Annotated in this window: 26 protein-coding genes; 7 read left to right on the top strand and 19 right to left on the bottom strand. The window is 70.2% G+C overall.

The features are described from left to right. Positions 1-84: 84 nt before the first annotated feature. The 4 genes from ACFV6E_RS23650 to tnpA form a co-directional block, all read right to left on the bottom strand. The gene (locus ACFV6E_RS23650; protein ID WP_385162428.1) at positions 85-438 is read right to left on the bottom strand and encodes an ATP-binding protein; all 354 of its coding nucleotides are present in this window, start codon (positions 436-438) and stop codon (positions 85-87) included. A gap of 121 nt (positions 439-559) precedes the next feature. Further along, positions 560-1,753, bottom strand: coding sequence for an adenosine deaminase (locus ACFV6E_RS23645; protein WP_385162427.1), 1,194 nt, complete (start codon positions 1,751-1,753; stop codon positions 560-562). A 166-nt stretch (positions 1,754-1,919) separates the two neighbouring features. After that, entirely contained in the window at positions 1,920-3,128 is a 1,209-nt protein-coding gene (locus ACFV6E_RS23640) for an RNA-guided endonuclease InsQ/TnpB family protein (protein WP_385464369.1), read from the bottom strand. Next, the gene (tnpA, locus tag ACFV6E_RS23635) at positions 3,125-3,553 is read right to left on the bottom strand and encodes an IS200/IS605 family transposase (RefSeq protein ID WP_385162424.1); all 429 of its coding nucleotides are present in this window, start codon (positions 3,551-3,553) and stop codon (positions 3,125-3,127) included. The genes ACFV6E_RS23640 and tnpA overlap by 4 nt, the downstream gene beginning before the upstream one ends. 150 nt (positions 3,554-3,703) lie before the next feature. Here tnpA and ACFV6E_RS23630 point away from each other — a divergent pair, with 150 nt between their 5' ends. Then, positions 3,704-4,465: a prolyl oligopeptidase family serine peptidase gene (locus ACFV6E_RS23630; RefSeq protein WP_385162422.1), complete on the top strand. Its 762-nt coding sequence runs from the start codon at positions 3,704-3,706 to the stop codon at positions 4,463-4,465. Between the two features lie 341 nt (positions 4,466-4,806). Here the strand turns inward: ACFV6E_RS23630 and ACFV6E_RS23625 are convergent, their stop codons facing one another. Beyond that, positions 4,807-5,760 carry a LysR family transcriptional regulator gene (locus tag ACFV6E_RS23625; protein WP_385162421.1) on the bottom strand — a complete coding sequence of 318 codons (954 nt, stop codon included), beginning with the start codon at positions 5,758-5,760 and terminating at the stop codon, positions 4,807-4,809. 62 nt (positions 5,761-5,822) lie between these two features. Here ACFV6E_RS23625 and ACFV6E_RS23620 point away from each other — a divergent pair, with 62 nt between their 5' ends. Continuing rightward, entirely contained in the window at positions 5,823-7,100 is a 1,278-nt protein-coding gene (locus ACFV6E_RS23620; RefSeq protein ID WP_385464366.1) for an MFS transporter, read from the top strand. Between the two features lie 191 nt (positions 7,101-7,291). Beyond that, on the top strand, positions 7,292-8,299 hold the full coding sequence (locus tag ACFV6E_RS23615) for a sigma-70 family RNA polymerase sigma factor (protein ID WP_385464363.1): 1,008 nt from the start codon (positions 7,292-7,294) through the stop codon (positions 8,297-8,299). On the opposite strand, the gene ACFV6E_RS23610 is transcribed toward ACFV6E_RS23615, so the two are convergent. Together ACFV6E_RS23610 and ACFV6E_RS23605 are read right to left on the bottom strand one after the other, a co-directional pair. Continuing rightward, the gene (locus tag ACFV6E_RS23610) at positions 8,192-8,593 is read right to left on the bottom strand and encodes an STAS domain-containing protein (RefSeq protein ID WP_385464360.1); all 402 of its coding nucleotides are present in this window, start codon (positions 8,591-8,593) and stop codon (positions 8,192-8,194) included. The genes ACFV6E_RS23615 and ACFV6E_RS23610 overlap by 108 nt on opposite strands. Positions 8,594-8,777: 184 nt before the next feature. Beyond that, the gene (locus ACFV6E_RS23605; protein ID WP_385162416.1) at positions 8,778-8,936 is read right to left on the bottom strand and encodes an Arc family DNA-binding protein; all 159 of its coding nucleotides are present in this window, start codon (positions 8,934-8,936) and stop codon (positions 8,778-8,780) included. Positions 8,937-8,950: 14 nt separating this feature from the next. On the opposite strand from ACFV6E_RS23605, the gene ACFV6E_RS23600 reads away from it, so the two are divergent. Together ACFV6E_RS23600 and ACFV6E_RS23595 are read left to right on the top strand one after the other, a co-directional pair. Continuing rightward, positions 8,951-10,177: an RNA-guided endonuclease InsQ/TnpB family protein gene (locus ACFV6E_RS23600; protein WP_385464357.1), complete on the top strand. Its 1,227-nt coding sequence runs from the start codon at positions 8,951-8,953 to the stop codon at positions 10,175-10,177. A gap of 174 nt (positions 10,178-10,351) precedes the next feature. Continuing rightward, positions 10,352-11,275, top strand: a complete 924-nt coding sequence (locus tag ACFV6E_RS23595; protein WP_385464355.1) for an AEC family transporter — start codon at positions 10,352-10,354, stop codon at positions 11,273-11,275. A gap of 15 nt (positions 11,276-11,290) precedes the next feature. On the opposite strand, the gene ACFV6E_RS23590 is transcribed toward ACFV6E_RS23595, so the two are convergent. From ACFV6E_RS23590 to ACFV6E_RS23545, 10 genes are all read right to left on the bottom strand, one after another. After that, entirely contained in the window at positions 11,291-11,884 is a 594-nt protein-coding gene (locus ACFV6E_RS23590) for a Uma2 family endonuclease (protein WP_385162412.1), read from the bottom strand. A 95-nt stretch (positions 11,885-11,979) separates the two neighbouring features. After that, entirely contained in the window at positions 11,980-13,272 is a 1,293-nt protein-coding gene (locus ACFV6E_RS23585) for a thymidine phosphorylase (protein ID WP_385464352.1), read from the bottom strand. A gap of 68 nt (positions 13,273-13,340) precedes the next feature. After that, positions 13,341-13,754 carry a cytidine deaminase gene (locus ACFV6E_RS23580; RefSeq protein ID WP_385464349.1) on the bottom strand — a complete coding sequence of 138 codons (414 nt, stop codon included), beginning with the start codon at positions 13,752-13,754 and terminating at the stop codon, positions 13,341-13,343. Continuing rightward, positions 13,751-15,013 (bottom strand): ABC transporter permease, encoded by a 1,263-nt coding sequence (locus ACFV6E_RS23575; protein WP_385162407.1) that lies wholly within the window; start codon positions 15,011-15,013, stop codon positions 13,751-13,753. The genes ACFV6E_RS23580 and ACFV6E_RS23575 overlap by 4 nt, the downstream gene beginning before the upstream one ends. Then, complete coding sequence (locus ACFV6E_RS23570) at positions 15,010-16,140, bottom strand: ABC transporter permease (RefSeq protein WP_385162406.1); 1,131 nt, start codon at positions 16,138-16,140, stop codon at positions 15,010-15,012. Before ACFV6E_RS23570 ends, ACFV6E_RS23575 begins: the two co-directional genes overlap by 4 nt. Next, complete coding sequence (locus tag ACFV6E_RS23565) at positions 16,137-17,729, bottom strand: ABC transporter ATP-binding protein (RefSeq protein WP_385162439.1); 1,593 nt, start codon at positions 17,727-17,729, stop codon at positions 16,137-16,139. The genes ACFV6E_RS23570 and ACFV6E_RS23565 overlap by 4 nt, the downstream gene beginning before the upstream one ends. A gap of 241 nt (positions 17,730-17,970) precedes the next feature. Then, positions 17,971-19,023 carry a BMP family protein gene (locus ACFV6E_RS23560; RefSeq protein ID WP_385162404.1) on the bottom strand — a complete coding sequence of 351 codons (1,053 nt, stop codon included), beginning with the start codon at positions 19,021-19,023 and terminating at the stop codon, positions 17,971-17,973. A 193-nt stretch (positions 19,024-19,216) separates the two neighbouring features. Continuing rightward, the gene (locus ACFV6E_RS23555) at positions 19,217-20,287 is read right to left on the bottom strand and encodes a BMP family protein (protein WP_385464381.1); all 1,071 of its coding nucleotides are present in this window, start codon (positions 20,285-20,287) and stop codon (positions 19,217-19,219) included. Positions 20,288-20,547: 260 nt separating this feature from the next. Next, positions 20,548-21,786 carry an amidohydrolase gene (locus ACFV6E_RS23550; protein WP_385464378.1) on the bottom strand — a complete coding sequence of 413 codons (1,239 nt, stop codon included), beginning with the start codon at positions 21,784-21,786 and terminating at the stop codon, positions 20,548-20,550. Positions 21,787-22,430: 644 nt separating this feature from the next. Next, complete coding sequence (locus ACFV6E_RS23545; protein ID WP_385464346.1) at positions 22,431-22,616, bottom strand: ATP-binding protein; 186 nt, start codon at positions 22,614-22,616, stop codon at positions 22,431-22,433. 228 nt (positions 22,617-22,844) lie between these two features. Between ACFV6E_RS23545 and ACFV6E_RS23540 the strand changes: the two genes are divergently transcribed. Further along, positions 22,845-23,699: a helix-turn-helix domain-containing protein gene (locus ACFV6E_RS23540; RefSeq protein ID WP_385162401.1), complete on the top strand. Its 855-nt coding sequence runs from the start codon at positions 22,845-22,847 to the stop codon at positions 23,697-23,699. Positions 23,700-23,710: 11 nt separating this feature from the next. Continuing rightward, a complete protein-coding gene (locus tag ACFV6E_RS23535; RefSeq protein WP_385162400.1) occupies positions 23,711-23,899 on the top strand; it encodes a DUF397 domain-containing protein in 189 nt (62 codons plus the stop codon). Positions 23,900-23,914: 15 nt separating this feature from the next. Here the strand turns inward: ACFV6E_RS23535 and ACFV6E_RS23530 are convergent, their stop codons facing one another. After that, complete coding sequence (locus ACFV6E_RS23530; protein WP_385464343.1) at positions 23,915-25,069, bottom strand: hypothetical protein; 1,155 nt, start codon at positions 25,067-25,069, stop codon at positions 23,915-23,917. A 55-nt stretch (positions 25,070-25,124) separates the two neighbouring features. Further along, the gene (locus tag ACFV6E_RS23525) at positions 25,125-26,063 is read right to left on the bottom strand and encodes an N-acetylneuraminate synthase family protein (RefSeq protein WP_385464340.1); all 939 of its coding nucleotides are present in this window, start codon (positions 26,061-26,063) and stop codon (positions 25,125-25,127) included. Positions 26,064-26,077: the final 14 nt, after the last annotated feature.

Here is a 26,077-nt window from a genome sequence, read left to right as displayed (position 1 = left end):
CACCCGGTCCGGGTGCGCCCCAACGGCGTTCTTGGCGTGACGGTACGGGGTGCGGGCCCGTGGCACCGCCCGTGCGGGAGGGCGTCAGCCCAGCGGCAGACCGTTGACCGGCAGGCCCTGGGTCGGCAGGCCGGCAAGCGGCAGACCGCCGAGCAGGTTGGAGATGGGGGACGTCGGGCCGTTGGCGAGCAGGCCGGTGGCGGCGGGCTGCGTGGCGGCCAGTCCCTCGCTCACCGCGCGCGGCCCGTGGGTGATCGCGTCCTTGGCGCCCGGCACGGCCGAGTCCGCGGTCTCCGCGGGCAGCGCCTTGCTGACCGTGTCCAGAGCACCGGAGACGTCCGGCGCGGCCGGCGCCGCGTTCGCGGCACCCGCGCCCGCGGCGGCGAAGGCGGCACCGAGAGCGGCGACACCGAGGGTCTTGGCAGCAGACTGCTTCATTGTCAATGCGTCCTTGGATACGACGGGGATGTGAGCGGTCCGAAAACGTAAACACGCGATCCCGTCGTCCGCAAACATCAAAATGCGGCCGAGTCGCCGTACCGTTCCTGCCGTCCGAAAATCACACGGATTCGGAATTCTCCGCAGAACCGCTGGTGGACGCGGTCTGCTGGAACAGCCATTCGGACTTCAACTCGGCGTATCCGGGCTTGATCACGTCATTGATCATGGCCAGTCGTTCATCGAAAGGAATGAATGCTGACTTCATAGCATTGACCGAGAACCATTGGATGTCGTCGAGTGTGTAGCCGAAAGCGTCGACAAGGTGCTCGAATTCCCGGCTCATGCTCGTACCTGACATCAGGCGGTTGTCGGTATTGACCGTGGCGCGGAAATGCAGCCGCCGCAGCAGCCCGATGGGATGGGCGGCGTAGGAGTCGGCGGCGCCGGTCTGGAGGTTGGAGCTCGGGCACAGCTCCAGCGGGATCCGCTTGTCCCGGACGTACGAGGCGAGCCTGCCGAGGCGTACGGAGCCGTCCGCGCCGATCTCGATGTCGTCGATGATCCGCACCCCGTGCCCGAGCCGGTCGGCGCCGCACCACTGGAGCGCCTGCCAGATGGAGGGGAGCCCGAAGGCCTCGCCCGCGTGGATCGTGAAGTGGTTGTTCTCGCGCTTCAGGTACTCGAAGGCGTCGAGGTGCCGGGTGGGCGGGTAACCGGCCTCGGCGCCGGCGATGTCGAAGCCGACGACGCCCTTGTCCCGGTAACGGTTGGCGAGTTCGGCGATCTCCAGGGCGCGGGCCGCGTGCCGCATCGCGGTCAGCAGCGCGCCCACCCGGATCCGGCGGCCGCTCTCCCTGGCCCGCCGCTCACCCTCCCGGAACCCCTCGTTGACCGCCTCGACGACCTCTTCGAGGGTGAGCCCGGCCTCCAGGTGCTGTTCCGGCGCGTAGCGGACCTCGGCGTAGACGACGCCGTCCTCGGCCAGGTCCTCGGCGCACTCGGCGGCGACCCGCACGAGCGCGTCACGGGTCTGCATGACGGCGCACGTGTGGGTGAAAGTCTCCAAGTACCGCTCCAGGGAGCCGGAGTCGGCCGCCTCGCGGAACCAGGTCCCGAGCTTGTCGGGGTCGCTCTCGGGCAGCCGGGGCAGGTAGGGGCCGGGCGCGCCGGTGAGCCGGCCGGGCACGTCCTCCCGCGCCAGGTCGACGACGGTGCCCGGGCGCAGACCACCGTCGAGGTGGTCGTGGAGCAGGACCTTGGGCGCCCGGCGGATCTGGTCCGCGTCCGGGGTGTTCCGGTGCTGGCTCGTCATTGCGGCACTGTAGCGCTTCGGCGCCTACGCGCGTAGAGCGTGCGTGGGGAAGATCCGTCGATACCTAACGGTGACCGCCCCGACGGATGGCGTACACCGATGCTTCTGACACTGTTCTGTCGTGACTCCACCCACGCGTGAACGCGCGGGCTACCTGCGTCGGTGGCTAAGCCACGTCGCAGAGGGCCAGCCCGGCCCTGTTGAGGACGTTCGTCGCGCCGACGTGGTCCGCGTTCGCCGCGAACCCGCACGCCGCGCACTGGAACTTCGCTTGGGTGGCGCGGTTCTCCTTCGCGGCATGCCCGCACCCGGGGCATGTACGGGAGGTGTTGCGCGCGTCCACCGGGACCACCAGGCGACCGGCACTCTCAGCCTTGTTCGCCAGGATCGCGAGGAACTGCGCCCAACCCGCGTCGAGGATGCTGTGGTTGAGTCCGGCCTTCGCGGCGGCACCGTTCGGCAGGAAGCCGCCGGGCTGCTCGGGGTCGGCCTTGGGTGCGGGGCTCTTGGTCATGCCCGCTGTGTTCAGCCGCTCGTGCGCGATCACGTCGTGGTCGGTGATGAGAGCGCGGGCGGTCTTGTGGTGGAAGTCGGCGCGCTGCCGCCGGATCCTGCCGTGCAGCTTGGCGACCTTCCGGGCGGCGCCCCGGTGTGCCTTGGTGCACTGCTTGGTGCGCTTGGGGAACGTCGCGAGGTGCCGCTGCGCTTCGGCGAGTTCGTCGGCCACCGCCCGCAGGAAGCGCGCGTTGGCGACGTGTTCGCCGTCCGAGGTGGTCAGGAAGTGGGCGACGCCCATGTCGATACCGACGACCGCCCCGGTCGGCGGCAGCTTTTCGGCGGGCACCTCGTCGCAGGCCAGGACGACGTACCAGCGGCTGCCTTCGCGCTTCACGGAGATCGTCTTGACGCGGCCCTGCACAGGCCGGTGCTGGTGCACGCGAAGATGCCCGACGCCCTGGAGGCGCACGCGGGTCTGCGGGTCGTGGGGCGTACTGTCCCAGCGGCAGCCGTCGCCGTCCCTGGGGAAGGTGACTGTGTCGAAGTGGCCGGCGCCCTTGAAGCGTGGGTAGCCCGGTGTCCGCCCGGCCCTGACGCGGCGGAAGAACGCCCCGAACGCCTTGTCGAGGCGGCGCAAGGTGGCTTGCTGCGAGGAGAACGACCAGCGTCCCTGACGCTCGGGGTCGAAGGCGCGGATCTCCTTGAGCTGCGCGGACTGATCCCCGTACGTGATGCTCGTCTTCGAGGTGTGCCGGTAGGCGTCCCGGCGTTCCTGGAGGGCGCCGTTGTACAGCGAGCAGTGATCCCGCAGCATCTCGCCCAGCGCGACCGCCTGACGGGCCGTGGGGCGCAGGAGGAACTTGTACGCGCGGATCACGAGCCGTCCCCCTTCTTCGACGGGCGTTCCCACTGGGTGTCGATGTACTTCTCGACCGTCGCCACCGAGACCGCGCCGGCCGAGGCCGCGAAGTACGACGACGACCACAAGGTGGGCATCCGCGACTTCAGGTGCGGGAACTCCTCGCGCAGAAGGCGGGAGGTGAAGCCCTTGAACTGGTTGGCCACGTATGAAGCTGACGACTTCGGGTCGTGCTTGACGAAGACGTGGACGTGGTCGGGCATCACCTCAAGAGCGATGACCTCCCAGCCGCGTTCCTCCGCCTTCTGCCGGATCAGTTCCTCCAGTCGTTCCGCGACCCGGCCGCCGAGGACCGGGCGGCGGTACTTCGGGCACCACACCACGTGGAGCCCGAGGTCATACACACCGCCGGAGAATCGGCGAACCTTCCTGGTCACGGCCATGCGATCACTATACACGCGCCGCAGGTCTAGTGCGGCAGAGAGATGGACCCACATGAACAGTGCAGAACCACGAACCCAGTTGAGGTCAGAGCAGCCCGGAGAAGCCATTCCCCACCCCGCTGAAGCGGGGCGTTCCCTGGCCAGGTCCTGATGGCACAGCAAGCGACGCCGGTGCGCAGGGTCCGGCTGGGGCGGGCGCTCGGGACCGAACCGACGGCGGTGAGCGGCGTGGTGCTGCTGCTCCCGGGCGGCGACGAGAGCTCCGGCCGCCGACCCTCCCCCTGGGTGTCCGCCGCCTTCGTCCGCGCCCTGGGACGCCGCCTCGCGCGCGCGGGACGTACGGAGGGGCTGGCCGCCCACGTGGTGCACTACCGCTACCGCGGCTGGAACGGCTCCGAGGCCCATCTCGCGCACGACGCGTCCTGGGCCGCCGACGAGGCCGTACGCCGTTACGGGGACGTCCCCGTCTGCCTGGCCGGGGTGGACATGGGCGCGCGGGCCGCGCTGCACGCGGGCGGGCACACGGCCGTCAACTCCGTGCTCGCGCTGGCACCCTGGCTGCCCGAGGACGACGTGGCGGCGTCGCCGGAGCCGGTGAAGCACCTCGTGGGGCGGCGGGTGCTGATCGTGCACGGCACGAACGACGCGCGTACCGACCCGGAGCTGTCGTTCCGGCTCGCGGCGCGGGCGAAGAAGGCCAACCGCGACGTGTGCCGCTTCGAGGTGCACTCCGACGGGCACGGGCTGCACCAGCACCGGTCCGAAGTGCACGCGCTGGCCGAGGACTTCGTCATGGGCGCGCTGTTCGGGCGGAGCTTCGCCCGGCCCGTGGAGGACGCGCTCGCCGCGCCGCCCCCGCTGGGCCTGCGGATGCCGCTGGCGGCGGGGTTCGGACAGACCAGACACCACTAGGGGGCCCGCGCGGCACTGTGTTCGGCCGGCCCGGTGACCGGTCGGCCCGCGCGGCCGGTGCGGTGCTCAGTCGGCCGCCCGCACGGTCGGCCCGGTACTCGGCCGACCGACTGGCGCGGCCCGGTGCTCAGCCGGCCGCCCACACGGTCGGCCCGGTACTCGGCCGACCGCCCGCACGGCCGGCCCGGTGCTCAGTCGACCGCCCGCACAGTCGGCCCGGCGCTCGGCCGACCGACTGGCGCGGCCCGGTGCTCAGCCGGCCGCCCACACGGTCGGCCCGGTACTCGGCCGACCGACTGCGCGGCCCGGCGCTCGGCCGACCGACTGGCGCGGCCCCGTGCTCAGTCGGGGAGCAGCCGGCCCCGGCGGGACAGCAGGAACTTCTTGAAGGCGGCCACCGGCGGGGTGTCCGGGTGGCCGTCGAGCCAGGCGACGCCGATCTCGCGCACCGCGCGCGGGGCGGTGACCGACAGTTCGACGACTCCGGGGCGGGGGACGGCCGGTGGCGGCAGCAGGGCGACACCGAGGCCCGCCGCGACGAGCCCGCGCAGCGTCTCGGCCTCCTCGCCCTCGAAGGCGATGCGCGGCTTGAAGCCCGCCTCCTGGCAGAGGTCGTCGGTGATGCGGCGCATGCCGTAGCCCGGTTCGAGGGTCACGAAGGTCTCGTCGGCCGCCTCGGCAAGGCGGATCCGCCTGCGGGCGGCGAGCCGGTGGTCGGCCGGGACCACGAGCCGCAGCTTCTGCTCGTCGAGCAGGCGGCCCACCAGGTCGGGCGCGTCCGGCACCGGCGAGGTCAGACACAGGTCCAGCTCCCCCGCGCGGAGCCGCTCGATCATGGCCTCGCCGTAGTTCTGCACGAGGCTGAAGCGGACGCCCGGGTGGTCGGCGCGGAAGGCGCGGATCAGTCCCGGCACCGTCTCGGAGCCCATGGTGTGCAGGAAGCCGAAGGCGACCTTCCCGGTGGCGGGGTCGGCGTCCGCGCGCACCTCGTCGGCGGCCCGCCCGACCTCGGCGAGGGCCCGCTCGACGGAGGCGAGGAACGTACGGCCCGCCGGAGTGAGGGACACGCTGCGGCCGCGGCGGGCGAACAGGTCGACGCCCAGGTCCTGTTCGAGGCGGACCAGCGCGCGGGAGAGCGTCGACTGCGGTACGCCCATCTCGTGCGCGGCCCGCGTGACGTGCTCGGTGCGGGCGGCCCCGGCGAAGTACGCCAGGCGCGGGGCGAGCACCGCCACGATGTCTTCTGTGTCACCGTGCGGTGACAGTCGCGCCTCTGACCATTGCTGATGCACCATGGGAACGATTATGGGGTTTCCGTGCATTGGACGGATGAGCCGCGGCTGCTTAATTTCGGGGCATGCCTTCCGCCGATACCGGGGCGTCCACCACCGTGGACGCCGCCTCGCCCGCCCCCGCTCCCGACTCCCGTACCGCACCGGGCGGCCCCGGCTACCGCCGGATGAGCTTCGCCCTCTTCCTCGCCGGTGTCGCCACCTTCGCGCTGCTCTACTCCACGCAGGCGCTCCTGCCGCTGGTCTCCGCGGACTTCGGGGCGTCGGCGAGCGAGGCGAGCTGGACGGTGTCGGCGGCGACGGGCGGACTGGCGCTGTTCGTCATCCCGATGAGCGCGCTGTCCGAGCGGTTCGGACGCCGGACCCTGATGACGGCGTCCCTGGCGGTCGCGGTGACCGTCGGCCTGCTGGTGCCCTTCGCTCCCTCGATCGGCGCGCTGGTCGCGCTGCGGGCCGTGCAGGGCGCGGCGCTCGCGGGCCTGCCCGCGTCGGCGACCGCGTACCTGGCCGAGGAGGTCACCCCCAAGGCGCTGGTCACCGCGATCGGCCTGTTCGTGGCGGGCAACAGCGTCGGCGGGATGAGCGGCCGGATCATCACCGGCTGGGTCGCGCAGGAGTGGGGCTGGCGGGTCGCCGTCGGCACGATCGGCGTGATCGCGGTCGCCTGCGCCCTCGCCTTCCGGGCGCTGCTGCCGGTCCCCCGGCACTTCACGCCCGGCTCGCTGCGCCCCCGCGTCCTGGCCCGCACGGTCCGCGACCACCTCGCGAACCCGCTGCTGCGCCGCCTGTACGCGATCGGCGCGCTGTTCATGATGGTCTTCGGCGGCGTGTACACGGTGATCGGCTACCGGCTCAGCGAGGCCCCGTTCTCGCTCCCGCAGGGCATCGTCGGCTCGGTCTTCCTGGTCTATCTGGTCGGTACGGTCTCGGCGTCCACGGCGGGCCGGCTGGTCACCCGGCTCGGGCGGCGCGGCGCGCTGTACCTGGGCGGCGGCACGACGGCCGCCGGGCTGCTGCTCTCGCTGGCCGGCCCCCTGGTCCTCGTCCTGCTCGGGCTCGTGCTGATCACGGCGGGCTTCTTCGCGGGGCACGCGGTGGCGTCGTCGGCCGTGAGCCACACGGCCACCCACGGCCGGGCCCAGGCATCCGCGCTCTACCAGTCCGCGTACTACATCGGCTCCAGCGTGGGCAGCACGCTCGGCGCGGTCGCGTTCCGCGCGGGCGGCTGGACCGGGACGGTGGGGCTCGGGCTGCTCGCGGTGGCCGGCGTGGTCGCCATCACGCTCTTCGGCTCGCACGCGGCGCGGGTCCGGGCACGGCGGGCCCCGGCGACGGCGCACTGAGCGCCCCGCACCCCCGCGGCCGCTTCGGGGCGCCGGCGGACACACTGCACCGGCAACCGTTCACGCCCGGCAAGCAACCGGTCCGGCCTGCGCTTTTTTCCACTCTGGGAGCCATTGTCAGTGGGCTGCGGTAGCTTCCGGAGTGCTGGCGCAAAGAGGCGCGACGGGACGGCCACAGGGGTGGGTTGGCTATGAGCGACGGTACGGCGACGACGGCGGATCTGGACGTCCGGCTGGAGAAGCACCGGACCGAACTGACGGGGTACTGCTACCGGATGCTCGGCTCGTCCTTCGAGGCCGAGGACGCGGTGCAGGACACGATGGTCCGCGCCTGGCGCAGCTTCGAGAAGTTCGAGGGCCGCTCCTCCATGCGCTCCTGGCTGTACCGCATCGCGACGAACGTGTGTCTGGACATGCTGAACGCGGGCAACCGAAGGGCTCGTCCCATGGATCTGAGTGCTCCCTCGCCGCTGGCCCAGGCGGCGCTGACCCCCCGCCCGGACCACACCTGGCTCGAGCCGATGCCCGACGCCCGCGTCCTGCCCTCGGTGAGCGACCCGGCCGAGGCGGCGGTGGCGAAGGAATCGGTGCGGCTCGCCTTCATGGCGGCCCTCCAGCACCTGCCGCCCAAGCAGCGCGCGGTGCTGGTCCTGCGCGAGGTCCTGGCGTGGAAGGCGAGCGAGGTCGCCGAGCTGCTCGACACCTCGGTCGCGTCGGTCAACAGCGCGCTCCAGCGGGCCCGCGCGACCCTCGCCGAGCGGGAGGGCGCCGGCGCGGACGCCGCCACGTCGGACCCGCTGGACGAGGAGCAGCAGAAGCTCCTGGAGCGCTACGTCGCCGCCTTCGAGGGGTACGACATGACGGCGCTGACGGCCCTGCTGCACGAAGACGCGATCATGACGATGCCGCCGTTCGACCTGTGGCTGCGCGGCACGGACGACATGACGGGCTTCATGACGACGATCGGCGCGGCGTGCGCGAACTCGCGGCTGTTCCCGGTCGCGGTCAACGGCCTGCCGGGCTTCGCCCATTACAAGCCGGATCCGGAGGCGGGCGGTTACACGCCGTGGGCCGTGCAGGTCCTGGAGATCTCAAAGGGACGGATCTCCGGACTGCACTGCTTCCTCGACACCGCCCGGTGGTTCCCGCTCTTCGGGCTGCCGCCCCACATCGACGCCGAGACCGACAAGAACGAGTAGGGCCCGCAGGGCCGGATCGGCGTTGCGCAGCCGGATCCGGCCCCCGGCTCGCTTGGCGGCGAGCTGCATCCGGGCCAGGACGTCGACGGTAACCAGACCGGGCGGTCCGAGACCGGGCGGTCCGAGTCCGGCCACATCGACGATCACGACGCCCGTCGCGGTCGTCTCCAGCAGTGCCCGCACCTGCTCGCCGAGCCGGGGCCCGTCGTCACGGGTGACGAGGCCCGGCAGCGCGAGTACGGCGGGTGTCATGGCGTCCACGATCAGTAGACCGGTCGAGGGTGCAGAACTCATCGTCGCGCGCTCGGACCGCACGCACGGAAGTCACCGGCGTACCCGCAGACGGGCCGCCATGTCTCTGCATCCGGGCCGTCTCATTCCTGTTCGGGATCACCGGACTCCTCCGAGGATGCCCCAGCCTTCAAGCCGGGGAGGAATCGGACTCCTGCGGAACAGAGCGGGAGACGCCGAATCGCCGTCAGGGCGATTCGGCGTCTCCGACTGCCGGGCCGATGGCGGCCTCGAGCAGGTGGATGATCTCGGAGTTGAGGGACCGCCGGTCGGTCCGGGCCCTCTCGACGAGGCGTTCGTGCAGATCGGCAGGCAGGCGGAGAGAGATCCGCTTCTCAGCTTCCATGCTAAAATAATGCCATGGCGATGCCACTGAAGCCTCCGCAGAGCGCTGGGCATGTCCGGTACACCTATCGGCTGCGCGTGTCGTCGACCGCCCGCGCGGCACTGCTCGGCGAGTGGGACCGCTGCCGGTGGATCTGGAACGAATGCGTCGCCAAGTCCCGACAGGTATACGCCCGCAATCGTGCGCACCCCGACGACAAGTTGACTTGCGGCCCGGCGCAGCTCGACAAGATGCTGACCGAAGCCCGCGCTGAACTGCCGTGGCTCCGCGACGGTGCGAGCGTTCCGCAGCAGCAGACCATCCGGGACTTCGCCAAGTCCCGCTCCAAAGCGATGAAGGACGTCGAAAAACGGCTGCCTATAAGGCAGCGCGCGGGTATGCCCAGAGTGAAGAAGAAGCGCGAGGCGCTGCCTACGCTGAACTACACCACCCGGGGTTTCCGCCTGAGGGACGGCCGCCTGCATCTGGCGGGCGGGATCGTCCTGACGGTGGTGTGGTCGCGCGGCCTTCCCGCCGTGCCGTCCTCGGTGCGGGTGTACCGGGACGCGGTGGGGCACTGGTACGCCTCCTTCGTCGTCGCCACCAAGACCCGGCCGCTCCCCGCCACGGGCCATGTGCTCGGCGTCGACTGGGGCGTCAAGGAGATTGCCACCACAACATCCGACGCCCACGACCTACCGCACGCCCAGCACGGCAAGAACGCCGCCCAGCGGCTCGCGAGGTATCAGCGGATGATGGCCCGTCGCCGTCCCGCCAAGGGGCAGTCGGCATCCAGGGGATACCGCGCAGCCCAACAGCAGGCCGCGAAGCTGTACAAGAAGGTCGCCCGGCAGCGGCAGGACACCGCACGCAAGTGGGCCAAGCGCGTCGTGACCGACCACGACGCCATCGCCGTCGAGGACTTCCGGCCGAAGTTCCTCGCAAAGACCACCATGGCCCGCAAAGCCACCGACGCCGCCATCGGCGCCACCAAGACGGCCCTGATCGAGATGGGCCGCAAGCACGGACGGGACATCCGCCTCGTCCACCCCGCGCACACCACCATGGACTGCGCGTCGTGCGGAGCGAGAACCAAGCACGCACTGCCACTGTCAGAACGTACCTACACCTGCACCGCATGCGGAGCCGTATCCCCCAGGGACAAGAACTCCGCCCGCGTGATGCTCGTCCGGGCTGGTCTCAACCCGGCTGGTGCCGAGGGCACAAGACCCCCGGGAGCGCCGCTCTCGGAGGCAGCCTGAGCCAGGAATCCCCTTCAAGGAGGGGAGGATGTCAAATTGACCTGCGCCTGATCTTCCCCGGAAGGTTGGGTGTATGCCCCACGGATCGCCCCACGGATCGCCCTGCGTATCACCGCCCGCACCGCCTCGCCGGCACCTGTACGCAGATGCCCACCACCCCCGTCAGGAGGCGCCGTGCAGGGGGTGCTGACCGGCTTCGGTGTCATCGCCGTGGTGATCGCCGTCGGCTATCTCATAGGCCGGCGCGGCTACCTCGGGGAGAACGGGCGCGAGGTCCTGACGAAGCTCGCCTTCCATGTCGCCTCGCCCGCTCTGCTGTTCACCACGCTCGCGCAGGCGGACCTGTCGGTGATCTTCTCCAGCCGACTGCTGGTGACGGCGCTGAGCACGGCGGTGGCGGTCGGCGTCTTCGTCGCGGTGGGTGCCGTACGCCGCTGGGGCGCGGGCCGGACGACAGTGGGCGCGCTCTGCTCCAGTTACGTCAACGCGGGCAACCTCGGCATCCCGATCGCGGTGTACGTACTGGGCGACGCCTCGCTGGTGGCGCCGGTGCTGCTGTTCCAGCAGATCGTGATGACGCCGGTGGCGCTGACCGTCCTCGACCTGTCGGGGTCCGACGGCGGGAAGGCGTCCCTGTGGCGGCGGGTGACGGCGCCGGTGCGCAACCCGGTCGCGGTCGGTTCGCTGAGCGGCGTCGCGGTCTCGGCGAGCGGCCTGACCGTACCCGGCCCGGTCATGGACCCGCTGACGCTCATCGGCAACATGTCGGTTCCGGCGGTCCTGCTGGCGTTCGGCATCTCCCTGTGCGGCAGCACGATGCCGGGCCGGGGTCCCGACCGTAACCCCGTCCTGCTGTCGGTCGCCCTCAAGGCGGTGGGCCAGCCGCTGGCCGCCTGGGCCCTTGCGGCGGGCGTCTTCGGCCTGCACGGCGCCCCGCTCCTGGACGTGGTGGTGACGTCGGCGCTGCCCGCCGCGCAGAATCTCTACACGTACGCGTCCCAGTACCGCGTCGGAGAAGTCCTGGCCCGGGAGTCGATCCTGCTGTCCACGATCCTGTCGGTACCGGCGCTGGTGGTGATCGCGGCGTTGTTGGGGTGACCGACACGTACTGGATCAGTCGGCCAGGAACTCGCTGGTGTCGAGGGTGACGTCGAAAGGGGCGGAGAGTGTCAGGGGCTCGCCGAACTTGACCGCATGCAGGACGCGGTAGACGTCACCCTTCGGCTCTCCGTAGAGGGTCACGGTGGGGCCGCTGGGGGCCCAGGCGTCAACCAGCAGGTAGAGCGGCACTCCTGCCTGCGCATAACCCGCCGCCTTCGTGATGCGGTCATGGCTCGCGTTGCTCTTGGACGTGATTTCCATGACGAGTTCGGCAGCCGCAGCGGGCTTGGGCGCGCCTCGCTCAGCACGCACCACTTTCCGAGGCATCACGACCAGATCGGGGATGTACAGCCCAATGCGCGACGGAACGGCCACACCCAGCGTCTGGTAAATGCCCCATTCCTTCGTAATCGCCTCGTACAGACACCGCTGCACGAGGTCGGCAATGTCGTTGTGCTCGTCGGACGGCGGTGGTGCCACGGTGACGATCCCCTCGATGATCTCCACCTTGCAGCCCTCGGGTGCGTCCGTGTCCTCCCAGATCCGGACAAGCCCGTCCCACTCGTGGCCGCTGGCCGTCATGTGGTCGACGGTGAGTGCGCTCATGGCGGTCTCCAATCAGTACGTCACCGACTACAGCATGCCGAACGGGACCGGTGGCGGTCCACCGATCCCGTTCACCCGATCGAGAAAAGACCTGGTCAGGCGATACGTTCCAGCACCACCGGCGAAGCCGTGAAGTCCGTCCCCGCCGCCGCGATGTCGTACGAACCCTCCACCGCATCCAGGGCGTACTGGAAGCGCTCGGGCGTGTCCGTGTGCAGGGTCAGCAGCGGCTGGCCCTCCGTCACCGTGTCGCCGGGCTTGGCGTGGAGTTCGACGCCCGCGGCGGCCTGTACCGGGTCCTCCTTGCGGGCGCGGCCGGCGCCGAGGCGCCAGGCGGCCAGGCCGATGTCGTACGCGTCGAGGCGGGTGAGGACTCCGGAGGCGCCCGCCCTCACGACGTGCTGTTCCTTCGAGGTCGGCAGCTCCGCGTCCGGGTCGCCGCCCTGGGCCGCGATCATCCGGCGCCAGACGTCCATCGCGGAGCCGTCGGCCAGCGCCTTCGCCGGGTCGGCGTCCTTCACACCGGCCGCGTCGAGCATCTCGCGCGCCAGGGCGAGCGTCAGCTCGACCACGTCCGCCGGACCGCCGCCCGCCAGGACCTCCACCGACTCGCGGACCTCCAGGGCGTTGCCCGCGGTCAGGCCGAGCGGGGTGGCCATGTCGGTGAGCAGCGCGACCGTCTTCACGCCGTGGTCGGTGCCGAGGCCGACCATGGTGGAGGCGAGTTCGCGGGCGTCCTCGATCGTCTTCATGAAGGCGCCGCTGCCGACCTTGACGTCCAGGACCAGCGAACCGGTGCCCTCGGCGATCTTCTTGGACATGATGGACGAGGCGATCAGCGGGATCGCCTCGACCGTGCCGGTGACGTCGCGCAGCGCGTACAGCTTCTTGTCGGCGGGGGCGAGGCCGTCGCCCGCGGCGCAGATGACCGAGCCGACGCCGTCCAGGACGGAGAGCATCTCCTCGTTGGAGAGCAGCGCGCGCCAGCCGGGGATGGACTCCAGCTTGTCGAGGGTGCCGCCGGTGTGGCCGAGGCCGCGGCCCGAGAGCTGCGGGACGGCGGCGCCGCAGGCGGCGACCAGCGGGGCGAGCGGCAGCGTGATCTTGTCGCCGACGCCGCCGGTGGAGTGCTTGTCGGCGGTCGGCCGGGACAGCGAGGAGAAGTCCATGCGCTCGCCGGAGGCGATCATCGCGGCGGTCCAGCGGGCGATCTCTCGGCGGTTCATGCCGTTGAGCAGGATCGCCATGTTGAGGGCGGCCATCTGGTAGTCGGCGACCTCACCGCCGGTGTACGCGTCGATGACCCAGTCGATCTGCTCGTCGCTGAGTTCGCCGCGGTCCCGCTTGGTGCGGATGACGGAGATGGCATCCATCGAGGACATCGCCATGACTTTCCTTCCGAGAAGAGCAGCGGCCCCTCCCGCACGACGAGCGCGCGGAGGGGCCGCCGGGGGAATTACTTGGTGAGGTGCCCGGGCCCGAAGGCCTGCGGGAGCATCTCGGAGAGCGGCAGGACGCCCGCCGGGGTCTCCAGGAGCAGGCCGGGGCCGCCGAACTCGTACAGGAGCTGGCGGCAGCGCCCGCACGGGACCAGGATCTCGCCGTGCTTGTCGACGCAGGTGAAGTGCGTCAGCCGGCCGCCGCCGCTGTTCTGGAGCTCGGAGACGAGGCCGCACTCGGCGCACAGTCCGAGTCCGTACGACGCGTTCTCGACGTTGCAGCCGGAGACGGTGCGGCCGTCGTCGACGAGGGCCGCGACCCCGACCGGGTACCCCGAGTACGGCGCGTACGCACGGTTCATCGCGTCGCGCGCCGTCTTCCTGAGAGCGTCCCAGTCGACGTCCGCGGTGCCGTTCACCTCCTGCGTCACTTGCCCTGCCCCTTCCGGTACGGCATGCCGTCCGCCTTCGGCATCCGCAGCCGCTGGGCGGACAGGGAGAGCACGAGCAGCGTCACGATGTACGGAGTGGCGGTCACGAGCTGCTTGGGCACCTCGTCGGTGACGGCGTACCAGACGAACATCAGCACCCCGATCACGGCGGTGATCACGGCCGGGACGTGCCGCTTCTTCCACACCAGGTAGGCGGCGCCGAAGACCAGCAGGATCGCGATCAGCAGGATCAGCGCGTGGACGTTGGTGCCGCCGCCGCGCAGGTTGAGGCTGTCGGTATAGCCGAACAGCCCGGCGCCGAGGGCGAGGCCGCCCGGCATCCAGTTGCCGAAGATCATCGCCGCGAGGCCGATGTAGCCGCGGCCCGCGGTCTGGCCGTCCAGGTAGACGTTCGAGGCGACGATGGAGAGGAAGGCGCCGCCGAGACCGGCGAAGCCGCCCGAGATGATCACGGCGAGGTACTTGTACTTGTAGACGTTCACGCCGAGGGATTCGGCGGCCACCGGGTTCTCGCCGCAGGAGCGGAGCCTGAGGCCGAACGCCGAGCGCCACAGCACCCACCAGGTCGCCGGGACCAGGGCGACGGCGACGACGGTGAGCGGTGACAGGTCGGTGATCAGACCGCCGACCAGGCCCGCGAGGTCGGAGACCAGGAACCAGTGCTTCTCGTTGAGCGAGACCAGACCGCTGGAGAGCCCGGGGATGTCGAAGGTGCCCATGGAGTCGATCGGCGGTGACTGCTTGGCGGAGCCCTGCGGCACGCCCTCGAAGGCGAACTTCGACAGGTAGCGGGTGGTGCCGAGCGCCAGGATGTTGATCGCCACACCGGAGACGATGTGGTTGACGTTGAAGGTCACCGTGGCGATGGCGTGCAGGATGCCGCCGAGCACCCCGCCGAGGATGCCGAACAGGACGCCGACCCACGGGCCCCACTGGTAGCCGGCCCAGGCGCCGAACCAGGTGCCGAGGATCATCATGCCCTCGAGGCCGATGTTGACGACGCCCGCCCGCTCGGCCCACAGGCCGCCGAGACCGGCGAGCCCGATCGGCACCGCGAGCCGCAGCGCCGTGGACATCTGTCCGGTGGAGGTGATGCCGTCCGCGTCGGTGATCAGGCGGACGGCCGAGGTCAGGACCAGTACTCCCGCGATGACGATCAGGAGGACCGGCAGGGACATCCGGCGGCTGCCCTTGCCGGGCTGCTGCGCCTGCGGCTTGGCGACGGTCGCGGTGCTCATCGGGCAGCCACCTCCTTCTGCTGCGTGGTGTTGTTGGCGGCGGCCGCGGCCAGCTCCTCGCCGACCCGCTTCTGCTGGCGGCGCAGGCCCCAGACGCGTACGGCCTCGTACGAGATGACGACCGCGAAGACGATCAGGCCCTGCATGATCGTGGCGATCTCCTTCTCGTACGCCACCGGGGTCGCGTAGTCGAGGGCGGGGGCCGCCTTGTCGAGGAAGGCCCACAGGAGCGCGGCGAGCGCGATGCCGCCGGGGTTGTTGCGGCCGAGCAGGGCGATGCCGATGGCGGTGAAGCCGAGGCCGGCCGGGAAGCTCAGGCTGTAGGTGTGCACGTCGCCGAGGAGCAGCGGCAGACCGGCCAGGCCCGAGACGGCGCCGGAGACCAGCATGGCGATGAGGACCATGCGCTTGGCGTCGACGCCGGAGGCCGCGGCGGCGGACTCGGAGGCGCCGCTGGCGCGCAGGTCGAAGCCGAAGCGGGTGCGGTTGAGGACGACCCAGTAGACGACGCCGAGCAGGATCGCGAGGAAGACCAGGCCGTAGATCTCGCCGACGTCCTCGCCGAGGTTGATGCCCGGGACCCAGCCGGACTCCTTCATGACGCCGGTCGTGTTGTTGTTGCCGACCTGCACACCGAAGTTGTCGCTGAGCATGAGGTAGCCGATGAGGCTGGTGGCGATCGCGTTGAGCATGATCGTCGCGACGACCTCGCTCACCCCGCGGGTGACCTTCAGGACGCCCGCGATACCGGCCCAGAAGGCGCCGGTCAGCATGGCGACCAGCAGCAGCACGGGGATCTGGAGGAACGAGGGCAGCGCCAGGTGCGCGCCGACCAGCGCGGTGATCATCGCGCCGAGGCGGTACTGGCCGTCCACGCCGATGTTGAACAGGTTCATGCGGAAGCCGAGGGCGACCGCGAGCGCGGCGATGTAGTACATCGACGCCTGGTTGATGATCAGCACCTGGACGTCGGAGTACGTCCCCTGCTCGATCATCAGGGTGTACGGCTCGAACGGGCTCTTGCCGGAGGCGATCAGCACGACCGAGGTCAGCGCCACCGCCGCGACGAGGGCGATGACCGGTCCGGCCACCGCCAGGAGCACCCGCTCCTTGTCGAACTTCTTCATCGGGCCTCGTCCTCCGGGGCGGCTTCGTCGCCGGGCTCTTCGACGTGTTCCAGGTGACCGGACGCGGCGCCGGTCATGGCCGAGCCGAGTTCTTCCGGGGTGATGGTGGCGGGGTCGGCGTCCGCGACCAGCCTGCCGTTGTAGATCACCCGCAGGGTGTCGGACAGGCCGATCAGCTCGTCCAGGTCTGCGGAGATCAGCAGTACGGCCAGGCCCTCGCGGCGGGCCTCGCGGATCTGGTCCCAGATCGCGGCCTGCGCGCCGACGTCCACACCGCGGGTGGGGTGGGCGGCGATCAGGAACCGCGGCTGGTGGCTCATCTCGCGGCCGACGATCAGCTTCTGCTGGTTGCCGCCGGACAGCGAGGCCGCGGTGACGTCGATGCCGGGCGTACGGACGTCGTACTCCTCGACGATGCGGCGGGTGTCGTCCTGCGCGCCCTTGATGTCGAGCCAGATGCCCTTGGCGTTGGGCTGCTCGGTGACGTGCCCGAGGATGCGGTTCTCCCAGAGCGGGGACTCCAGGAGCAGGCCGTGGCGGTGGCGGTCCTCGGGGATGTAGCCGACGCCCCGCTCGCGGCGCTTGCGGGTGACCCAGCCGGTGATCTCCTCGCCGCCGAGCGCGATGGTGCCCGAGTCGGCGTGCTTGAGGCCGATGAGGGCGTCGATCAGCTCGGTCTGGCCGTTGCCCTCGACACCGGCGAGCCCCAGCACCTCACCGGCGTGGATGGTGAAGGTGATGTCGTCCAGGACCGCCCGGCCGCCCTCGGCCTCCAGGCGGAGCCGGTCCACCTGGAGCATCGGCCGGTCCGTCACCGTCGACTCGCTGGTCTCCGGCGTCGGCAGCTCGCTGCCCACCATCAGCTCGGCGAGCTGGCGCGGGGTCGTCTCGGCGGGGACGGCCGTGCCGACGGTCGTGCCGCGGCGGATGACCGTGATGTCGTCGGCCACCGACAGCACCTCGCCCAGCTTGTGCGAGATGAAGATGACGGCGAGGCCCTCGGACTTCAGCTCGCGCAGGTTGTCGAAGAGCGCGTCGACCTCCTGCGGCACGAGGACGGCGGTGGGCTCGTCGAGGATCAGGATGCGGGCGCCGCGGTAGAGGACCTTGAGGATCTCCACGCGCTGCCGGTCGGCCACGCCGAGGTCCTCGACCAGCGCGTCGGGGCGCACGTTCAGGCCGTAGCGCTCGGAGATCTCCACGATCTTCCTGCGGGCGCCGCCGCCGATCCCGTACAGCTTCTCGCTGCCGAGGACCACGTTCTCCAGGACGGTGAGGTTGTCCGCGAGCATGAAGTGCTGGTGGACCATGCCGATGCCGCGGGCGATGGCGTCGGCGGGGGACGAGAAGGCGGCCTGCTCGCCGTCGACGGAGATGGTGCCCTCGTCCGGCTTCTGCATGCCGTAGAGGATCTTCATCAGCGTGGACTTGCCGGCGCCGTTCTCGCCGACGAGGGCGTGCACGGTGCCCTTGCGGACGCTCAGATGGATGTCGTGGTTGGCCACCACACCGGGGAAACGCTTGGTGATCCCCGCCAGCTCGACCGCGGTCGGCTGTGCGGTGAGCGGAGGGCTGCTGGACGCGTCGATGGCGCACTCTCCTTGCGAAAGGGGCCGATCTACGCGCGTAGCGCCCCTACTTTGAATCGTGCCCGGACCTGACCGTTCCGGGCCTCTTTCCGAGCCTGTGAGGCCTTTCGTTGCCTCCGTGCGAACGGGGCGCGGGGAGATCATCCTCCCCGCACCCCGTTCCGCGGCCGTAACGCTGCCATTACAGCGGTTCCTTGACCATGGCCGTGACATCAGGTCACAGCGTCTTGTCCTCGGTTCGTTACTTGCTGTTGACCTTGATCGAGCCGTCCTTGATGCCCGCCGCGGCCTTCTCGACGGCGGCCTGGATGGCGGAGTCGTCCTTGAACTTCGGGTTCGAGTCGGCCAGGCCGACACCGCCGGTCTTCAGGCTCGCGCGGACCACACCGGTCTCGGGCTTGCCGTCCTTGACCGACTTCGCCAGGTTGTAGACGGCCCCGGCGACGTCCTTGGTGGCCGAGGTCAGGATGTAGTCCTTGTACTTGGCCAGCGCGTCCTGCTTGTACTGGTCGGAGTCCACGCCGATCGCCCAGACCTTGGCCGCGGCGGCGGCCTGGATGACACCCTGGCCGGACAGACCGGCGGCGGCGTACACGACGTCCGCACCGGCGTCGATCTGGCCCTCGGCGGCGCTCTTGCCCTTGTCGGGGCTGGCGAAGCCGCCCTCGGCGGCGGTCTCGGTCAGGTACTGCGACTTGACCGTGATGCCCTTCTTGGTGTCCGTGACGCCCTGCTTGAAGCCGGCCTCGAACTTGTGGATCAGCGGGACGTCCACACCGCCGACGAAGCCCACGGTGTTCGACTTGGTGGCCTTGGCGGCGGCGACGCCCGCCAGGTAGCTGGCCTCTTCCTCGTGGAAGACCAGGTCGGCGACGTTGTCGGCCTTGACCGTCTCGTCGTCGATGACGCCGAAGGTCACCTTCGGGAACTTCTCCGCGGCTTCCTTGACGGCCGGCGCGTAGGCGTAGCCGACACCGATGACGGGGTTGTAGCCCGACTTGGCGAGCTGCTCCAGGCGCTGCACCTTGTCCGCGTCCGACTCACCGTCCTGCGGCTCGACGGCCTGCGAGGTGTAGCCGAACTCGTCGTCGGCCTTCTCCATGCCCGCGGTCGCGGCGTCGTTGAAGGACTGGTCGCCCTTGCCGCCGACGTCGTACGCGAGCGCGAGGCCCTTGGACTTGCCGCCCGAGCTCTCGCTCTTGGCGTCGCTGGACGTGCCGCCACAGGCGGCGAGGGAAAGAGCGAGGGAAGCGGTCGCAACGCCCGCAACCGCGAATCGGGACACCCGGCGCATGGAACGAGACTCCTTGTGTGCAAGCGCCCAAACCAGGCGCTGGTTCCGCCGCAGCGTAACGCGCGTAGACCAGACGTAAAACCCCTTCTGTCCGGTCCGTTACCGACTCGTGGCCGCAGAAGCGGCCATGCCTACGCACCGCGATGCGCCCCTTGCGGTAGGCGAGGGGCGCACGGCCGGCGAGAGCTTTTCGTTACTTCGTGTCAACGGTGACCTTGCCGTCGATGATCTCCTGCTTGGCCTTCTCCACGGCGTCGACGACGTCCGTCATGGCCTGGTACTTGGGGTTGGAGTCCGCGAAGCCGACCCCGCCGGACTTCAGGTCGCCGCGCTGGACGCCGGTGAGCGGCTTGCCCTCGTAGACGGACTTGGTCAGGTCGTAGACCGCGCCGCCGACGTTCTTCAGGGCGGAGCCGAGGATGTAGTCCTTGTACTTCTTGAGCGCGTTCTGCCGGTACTGGTCGGAGTCGACGCCGATCGCCCACACCTTCTTCTCGCCGGCTTCGGAGATCACGCCCTGACCGGAGAGCCCGGCCGCGTGGTAGATGACGTCGGCACCCTTCTCGATCTGGCCGCTCGCCGCGTCCTTGCCCTTGTCGGGGCTGGCGAAGCCGCCCTCCTGCGCCGTCTCCGTCAGGTACTGCGACTCGATCTCGATCTTCGGGTCGACCGACTTCGCGCCCTGCTTGAAGCCCGCCTCGAACTTGTGGATGAGCGGGATGTCCACGCCGCCGATGAAGCCGATGTGCTTCTTCTTGCTGGCCTCGGCCGCGGCGACGCCCGCGAGGTACGAGGCCTGCTCCTCGTGGAAGACCAGGTCCACGACGTTGTCGGCCTTGATCTGCTCGTCGTCGATGATCCCGAAGGTGGTGTCCGGGAACTTGGCGGAGACCTCCTTGACGGCCGGCGCGTAGATGTAGCCGACGCCGATCACCGGGTTGTAGCCGGCCTTGGCGAGCTGTTCGATGCGCTGCACCTTGTCGGCGTCCGACTCGCCGTCCTGCGGCTCGATGTCCCGGCCGCCGATCTTGAACTCCTTGCCCGCCTTCTCGAACCCGGCGTAGGCGGCGTCGTTGAAGGACTGGTCGCCCTTGCCGCCGATGTCGTACGCGAGGCCGATGCCCTTGCCGGAGTAGGAGCCGGAGTCGCTCTTCTTGCCGGAATCGCTCTTCGCCTCGTCGCTGGTCTTACCGCAGCCGGCGGCCGCGAGGGCGATGACGGCGACGGTGACCGCCGCCCGGGAGGACCTGGTCCTCCGAGAGATCAGACGCACAGCTAGCACCCTTCGTCCCCACGGCGCCGTCACCGGCGCCCGAATCCCCAACTACCGCCGCGGGACGGCGATTTCGGCGCACAGTAACGCGCGTAGAAGGGGAGGGGAACGGGAAACCTCCGGGCCGTTATCGAACCGTGGCGCCCGGGATTACGGGTGCCGTGCGGCCGATTACGGCCAGGTGTCGGAACGGGACGAAGGGGCACCGATCTGGCACCCCTCCGCCGCCTGTGCTTCTCCGGCTCCGTCACCTACTGCCGGGTCGCGTCCAGCAGGGCCGCCGCGGTGAACAGCTCGACGCCGGTCGTGATGGCCGACTCGTCCGCGTCGAAGTCGCCGCGGTGCAGATCGCGGGTGGCGCGGTCGCCGGGCGGCCGGACGCCGAGGCGGGCCAGGGCGCCGGGCACGTGCTCCAGGTACCAGGAGAAGTCCTCGCCGCCGAGGCTCTGCTCGGTGTCCTCGACGGACTCGGCGCCGCGGCGGACGGTCATCGCGTCCCGCAGCAGCTCGGTGACGACTCCGTCGTTCACGACCGGCGGGACACCGCGTACGTAGGTGATCTCCGACTTCGCCCGGTGCAGGCCCGCGATCTCGTCGACGGCGGCGTGGATCACGTCGGGCGCCCGCCGCCAGGCGTCGAGGTCCAGGCACCGCACGGTGCCGGACAGCTCGGCGTGCTGCGGGATGACGTTGCAGGCGTGCCCGGACTCGATACGGCCCCACGTCACGGCGAGACCGCTGCGCGCGTCGACGCGGCGGGCGACCAGCGCGGGTACGTCGGTGGCGACGCGGGCGGCGGCCGTCACCAGGTCGGTGGTGAGGTGCGGGCGCGCGGTGTGGCCGCCCGCGCCGTCCAGCGACACCTCGAGCCGGTCGCAGGCGGAGGTGATCGGCCCGTGCCGCAGTCCGATACGGCCCGCGTCCACCTTCGGGTCGCAGTGCACGGCGAGTATCCGGCCGACGCCCTTGAGCACGCCCGAGCCGATGGCGTCGGCCGCGCCGCCCGGCAGGATCTCCTCCGCCGGCTGGAAGATCAGCCGGACCGGCTGCGGGAGCCGGCCGGTGCGGTGCAGCTCGGCGAGGACGAGCCCCGCGCCGAGTACGACGGTCGTGTGCACGTCGTGTCCGCAGGCGTGCGCACGGTCCGGCACGGTCGACCGGTACGCGCAGTCGGTCTTGGTGTCCGGGATGGGCAGCGCGTCGATGTCGGCGCGCAGGGCGAGCATGGACCGCCCGCCGTTCCACTCACCGCCGTCGTCGAACCCGATGTCGCAGACGAGCCCGGTCCCGGTGTCGAGCACGCGGGGCCTGAGCCCGGCCCGCTCGAGCCTGGCCTTGATCGCCGCGGTGGTGCGGAACTCCTGATTGCCCAGCTCCGGATGCATGTGCAAGTCGCGACGGAAGGTCACGAGTTCGGCGTGCAGCGCTTCAGGCAGCGCGCCGGGGAGCACGGCTCCCCCGGATGGATCGGCCTCGGAATCTAGGGACATCAATTGGTTCACCCTCTGAAGGGTAGGGCGACCGAACGGCCAACTAACCCTCGATCAACAAAACTTCAGCCCGTTAGGGTAAGAAACTTGGCCGGCCGGCGCATAGGTATCGGTCGGGATGGGTAAGCTCGCCCGGCTTTCCGGGCGGCTCCCTCCTGGCTTGCTCGTGATCCGGCGGACGGGCGGGGTCACCGCGGGGCCCTCGGGTCTCCATTGGATCAACGCCCGGCCACCCCGAGCGCATTCCCGTACTTTACGGATACCACGCCCATCCTTCACGGCTGTGCCGGAATGGTCACCGCGGGGATTCGCTTCGGGGACGGGGGCGGCCGGCCGGCTCGCGCGCCTCAGCAGTCGGCCCCGCCCGTCGCGGCCGCGCCGCCCCGGGGGGATCCCAGCTCGCACCACAGCAGCTTCCCTCCCCACCCGGAGCCGCCTCCGAGCCGGAAGCCGCCCCAGCGGTCCGCGCACCGTCGTACGAGGTCCAGGCCGCGCCCGCCGTCCGCCTCGGTATGCGGGAGGCCACCTCGTCCGGGAGGCTTCCCGAAGAACTCCGGGATGTACGGATCGGTGTCCCAGACGCTGACGCGCACGCCGGGAGGGCCCGCGTCGCCGAGGACTTTCAGGCGCAGGGCCGCCGGGCCTCACGTGTGCCGGTAGGCGTTGGTCGTCAGTTCGGACGCCAACAGCTCCGCCGTGTCGAGCAGTTCCGTCAGGCCGTAGGCCGGGAGCACGGCTCTCAGGGTCATACGTGCGACGCGTGGGGCTCTCGGGTCATGGGGCAGGTGAAGGGCGTACGTCCGGGTGTACGGCGGGGATACGGTGACCATGTCGCCTCCTTGGGGGCGGAGTCGGATCGCTCACTGTTCGGCCTGGCGGTGGCATGTCGCGCGCTTCTCGGCACGCGGTGCGCTTCCGGGTTACGGGACGGGGCGAGCGGAATGAGTCACACGGTAGACCCGTCATTGGCCTATATTCCAACGATGTGGAGTAAGAGAGGCCAACACCCCTCATGTGAGTGAAGACGCCTCTCCCTTGTCCAGCCCGAAGGGAAATCGATGCCGCCCAGCAAGTCCCCCACCTTGCGTCAGCAGCGTCTCGGCGCCGAGCTGCGGAAACTGCGTGAGCGTGCCGGGCTGTCCACCATCGAGGCGGCCGCACGGCTGGGCGTCAACCAGTCACGTATCAGCAACATCGAGGCCGGTCGCTATGCGGTGGGAGCCGATCGCGTCAGGGTCCTCGCGAACAACTACGCCTGCTCGGACGAGGATCTGATCGACTCGCTGGTCGGCATGACCGGGAGACGTACCCGCGGCTGGTGGGAGGAGTACCGCGGGCAACTCCCGGACGGCCTGCTGGACCTCGCGGAGCTGGAGCACCACGCTCAGGCGCTGCGGGTGGCACACGCTCTGCACATCCCCGGGCTGCTTCAGACCGTGCAACATGCCCGAGCGCTGTTCACGAGCACTGTGCCGCCTCGCTTGTCGCACGAGATCGAGCACTTGGTGTCGTACCGGATCAAACGGCAGGTCGTACTGCATCAGGACGTGCCCGTGCCGTACACGGCGCTGATTCACGAGGCCGCGCTCCACATGCGACTCGGAGGCCCCACCGTCGCGGCACAGCAGCTCATCCACCTCGTCGAGATGAGCGAGCTGGACAACGTCTCCGTCCGTGTCATCCCGTTCGGCGACGGCGCATTCCCCGGATCGGGACAGGGCTTCGACTACGTCCACGGTCCTGTACCGCAGTTGGACACCGTGGAGTTGGACACCGACCACGGATGCCATTTCCTCGACACCGCAGCACAATTGGAGCGCTACACGGTTGTCCTCGACCGTCTCGAGAAGCTGGCGCTTCCCGCAGACGAATCTCGCGACCTGATTCACCGCACAGCGGCAGCACAGAACTGAAGGGACCGTACGTGTCTGAACTTCTGTGGCAGAAGTCCTCCTACAGCCAGGAAGCCTCCGCCTGCGTCAACATCGCCACCGCCCCCGACGGAACTCTCCGCCTCCGCGAGAGCGACGAACCGGAGGTGCTGCTGGCGACCTCTCGCGCGGCTCTGGGTGGTCTCATATCCGCCGTCAAAGGCGGCTCTGTCCGCCGGTGACGGTGTGCGCCCCGCTCACGCCACCCCCGTCACCGCCTGCAACCGCGTCACGTCTCGCGCCGTCCCCGTGACCCCCGACAGGAAGCCCTGCGCGCGCGGCGACGCGTTCTGCGTCAGCCACGTCGGGTCGATGTCGCACACCGCGACACGGACGTCCGTTCCCGCCAGGGCCAGGGGGAGGGTGTGGACGACCGTGGAGGGGAAGCTGAGGATGGTGCGGCCGATGGGGCCGCGGCGGGCGATCAGTTCCAGCGGGAGGTCCGGGCGGACGATCTCCAGGCCCGTCTCCACGGCCAGGCGGTGGAGTTTCTCCGTCGACTCGCGGCGGTGGGCGAAGTAACGGGTCGCGCCGTGGGTCTTCGCGAGGGACGTGACCGCGTCCACGTAACGGTCGAGGTCGACCACGCCCGTCTCCACCAGGGACGTGCCCACCAGGTCGGCGCCCTTGGTGACCCGCGGCGGGCCGAAGCGGGCCCGGGTCCAGGAGAAGTCGTTCACCGTCACCCGTACGCCCTCCGGGGGCGAGGAGATGGGCATGGAGGAGAAGATCTCCACCTGCCGCGCCTCGCTCGGCGTCAGGCGGCGGCGCGCGGAGGCCGACACCGGCGCGAACAGCACGTCCCGCGGTCCGGGACGGCCGCCCCGCCGGTGCCAGCGCACCAGGCGCTCGCCGCGCGCGAGCTGGCCGACGAACTCCATCGTCGCCGTCCCGTCGTCCACGACGACGAGGTCACGCGCCTTGGTGATGGTCAGCAGCAGTTGTACGTAGCGGGAGAACGGGTCTCCCATGACGATCCGGCGGGCCCGGCGCAGCGCGCCCGCCAGGCCCCCGATCGTCTGGAACGGGGCCGCCGTGCCGCCCCGCGCCTCCTCCCACCGGACCTCGTACCCCTCGTTCCTGGCCAGCTCGGCCATGCGGCGGAGCTGGCCCCGGGTCATCGGGTCCGTGGGGGACAGCACCACGAGGGTGAGTATCCCACCGAGTCCCCCACCGGGCTCCGATGCCACGGCAGTGAGCCCCGCGCCGGGTTCGGGTTCCTGGACCGCGTTCAGATGCGCCCACTCCAGGACGTTCAGCAACTGCACCGGGCTCTCGACGAAGGCCAGGGTGCCGTACGTCTGGTTGCCGGATGACGGGGTGCCGGCCGAACCGGCGGCGCGGGGACTCATCGACGTATGACCGTCGCTTCCTTGAGAGGGAAGAGAAACAGGGGCGGAGGTGGTGTCAGACCGAGACCGGCTCGCCCGCCGCCGCGGCGATCTCCGCCTCGGCGACGACGCCCTGGACGCGGCGCAGCTTCTTCATCGGGCCCAGCTCGGACTCGTAGACCTTCTTGACGCCGTCACCGAGGGACGCCTCGATGGTGCGGATGTCGCGGACGAGGCGCTGCAGGCCCTGCGGCTCGACGGAGGCAGCCTGGTCCGAGCCCCACATGGCGCGGTCGAGGGTGATGTGGCGCTCGACGAAGGTGGCGCCGAGGGCGACGGCGGCCAGCGTGGTCTGGAGGCCCGTCTCGTGGCCGGAGTAGCCGATCGGGACGTTCGGGTACTCCTGCTGGAGGGTGTTGATCACGCGGAGGTTGAGCTCCTCGGCGACGGACGGGTACGTCGACGTGGCGTGGCACATGAGGATGTTGTCCGAGCCCAGGACCTCGACCGCGTGGCGGATCTGCTTCGGGGTCGACATGCCGGTGGAGAGGATGACCGTACGGCCCGTCGCGCGCAGGGCGCGGAGCAGCTCGTCGTCGGTCAGGGACGCGGACGCGACCTTGTGGGCCGGGACGTCGAACTTCTCCAGGAAGGCGACGGCCTCGGTGTCCCACGGGGAGGCGAACCAGTCGATGTTCTTCGACTTGGAGTACTCGTCGATCTGGCGGTACTCGTCCTCACCGAACTCCACACGGTGGCGGTAGTCGATGTAGGTCATCCGGCCCCAGGGGGTGTCGCGCTCGATGTCCCACTGGTCGCGCGGGGTGCAGATCTCCGGGGTGCGCTTCTGGAACTTCACGGCGTCGCAGCCGGCCTCGGCGGCCGCGTCGATCAGCTTGAAGGCGTTCTCGAGCTCGCCGTTGTGGTTGATGCCGATCTCGCCGACGACGTAGACGGGCTGACCCGGCCCTGCGGTCCTCGAACCGAACTTGCGCAGACGGGAGTTGGTGCTCATGAGAGAGAGGTTCC

The organism is Streptomyces sp. NPDC059785 (assembly GCF_042732375.1).
Classification (GTDB): Bacteria; Actinomycetota; Actinomycetes; order Streptomycetales; family Streptomycetaceae; genus Streptomyces.
The sequence above is the reverse complement of the archived record's forward strand: the minus strand, read 5'-3'. Positions and strand labels throughout refer to the sequence as shown.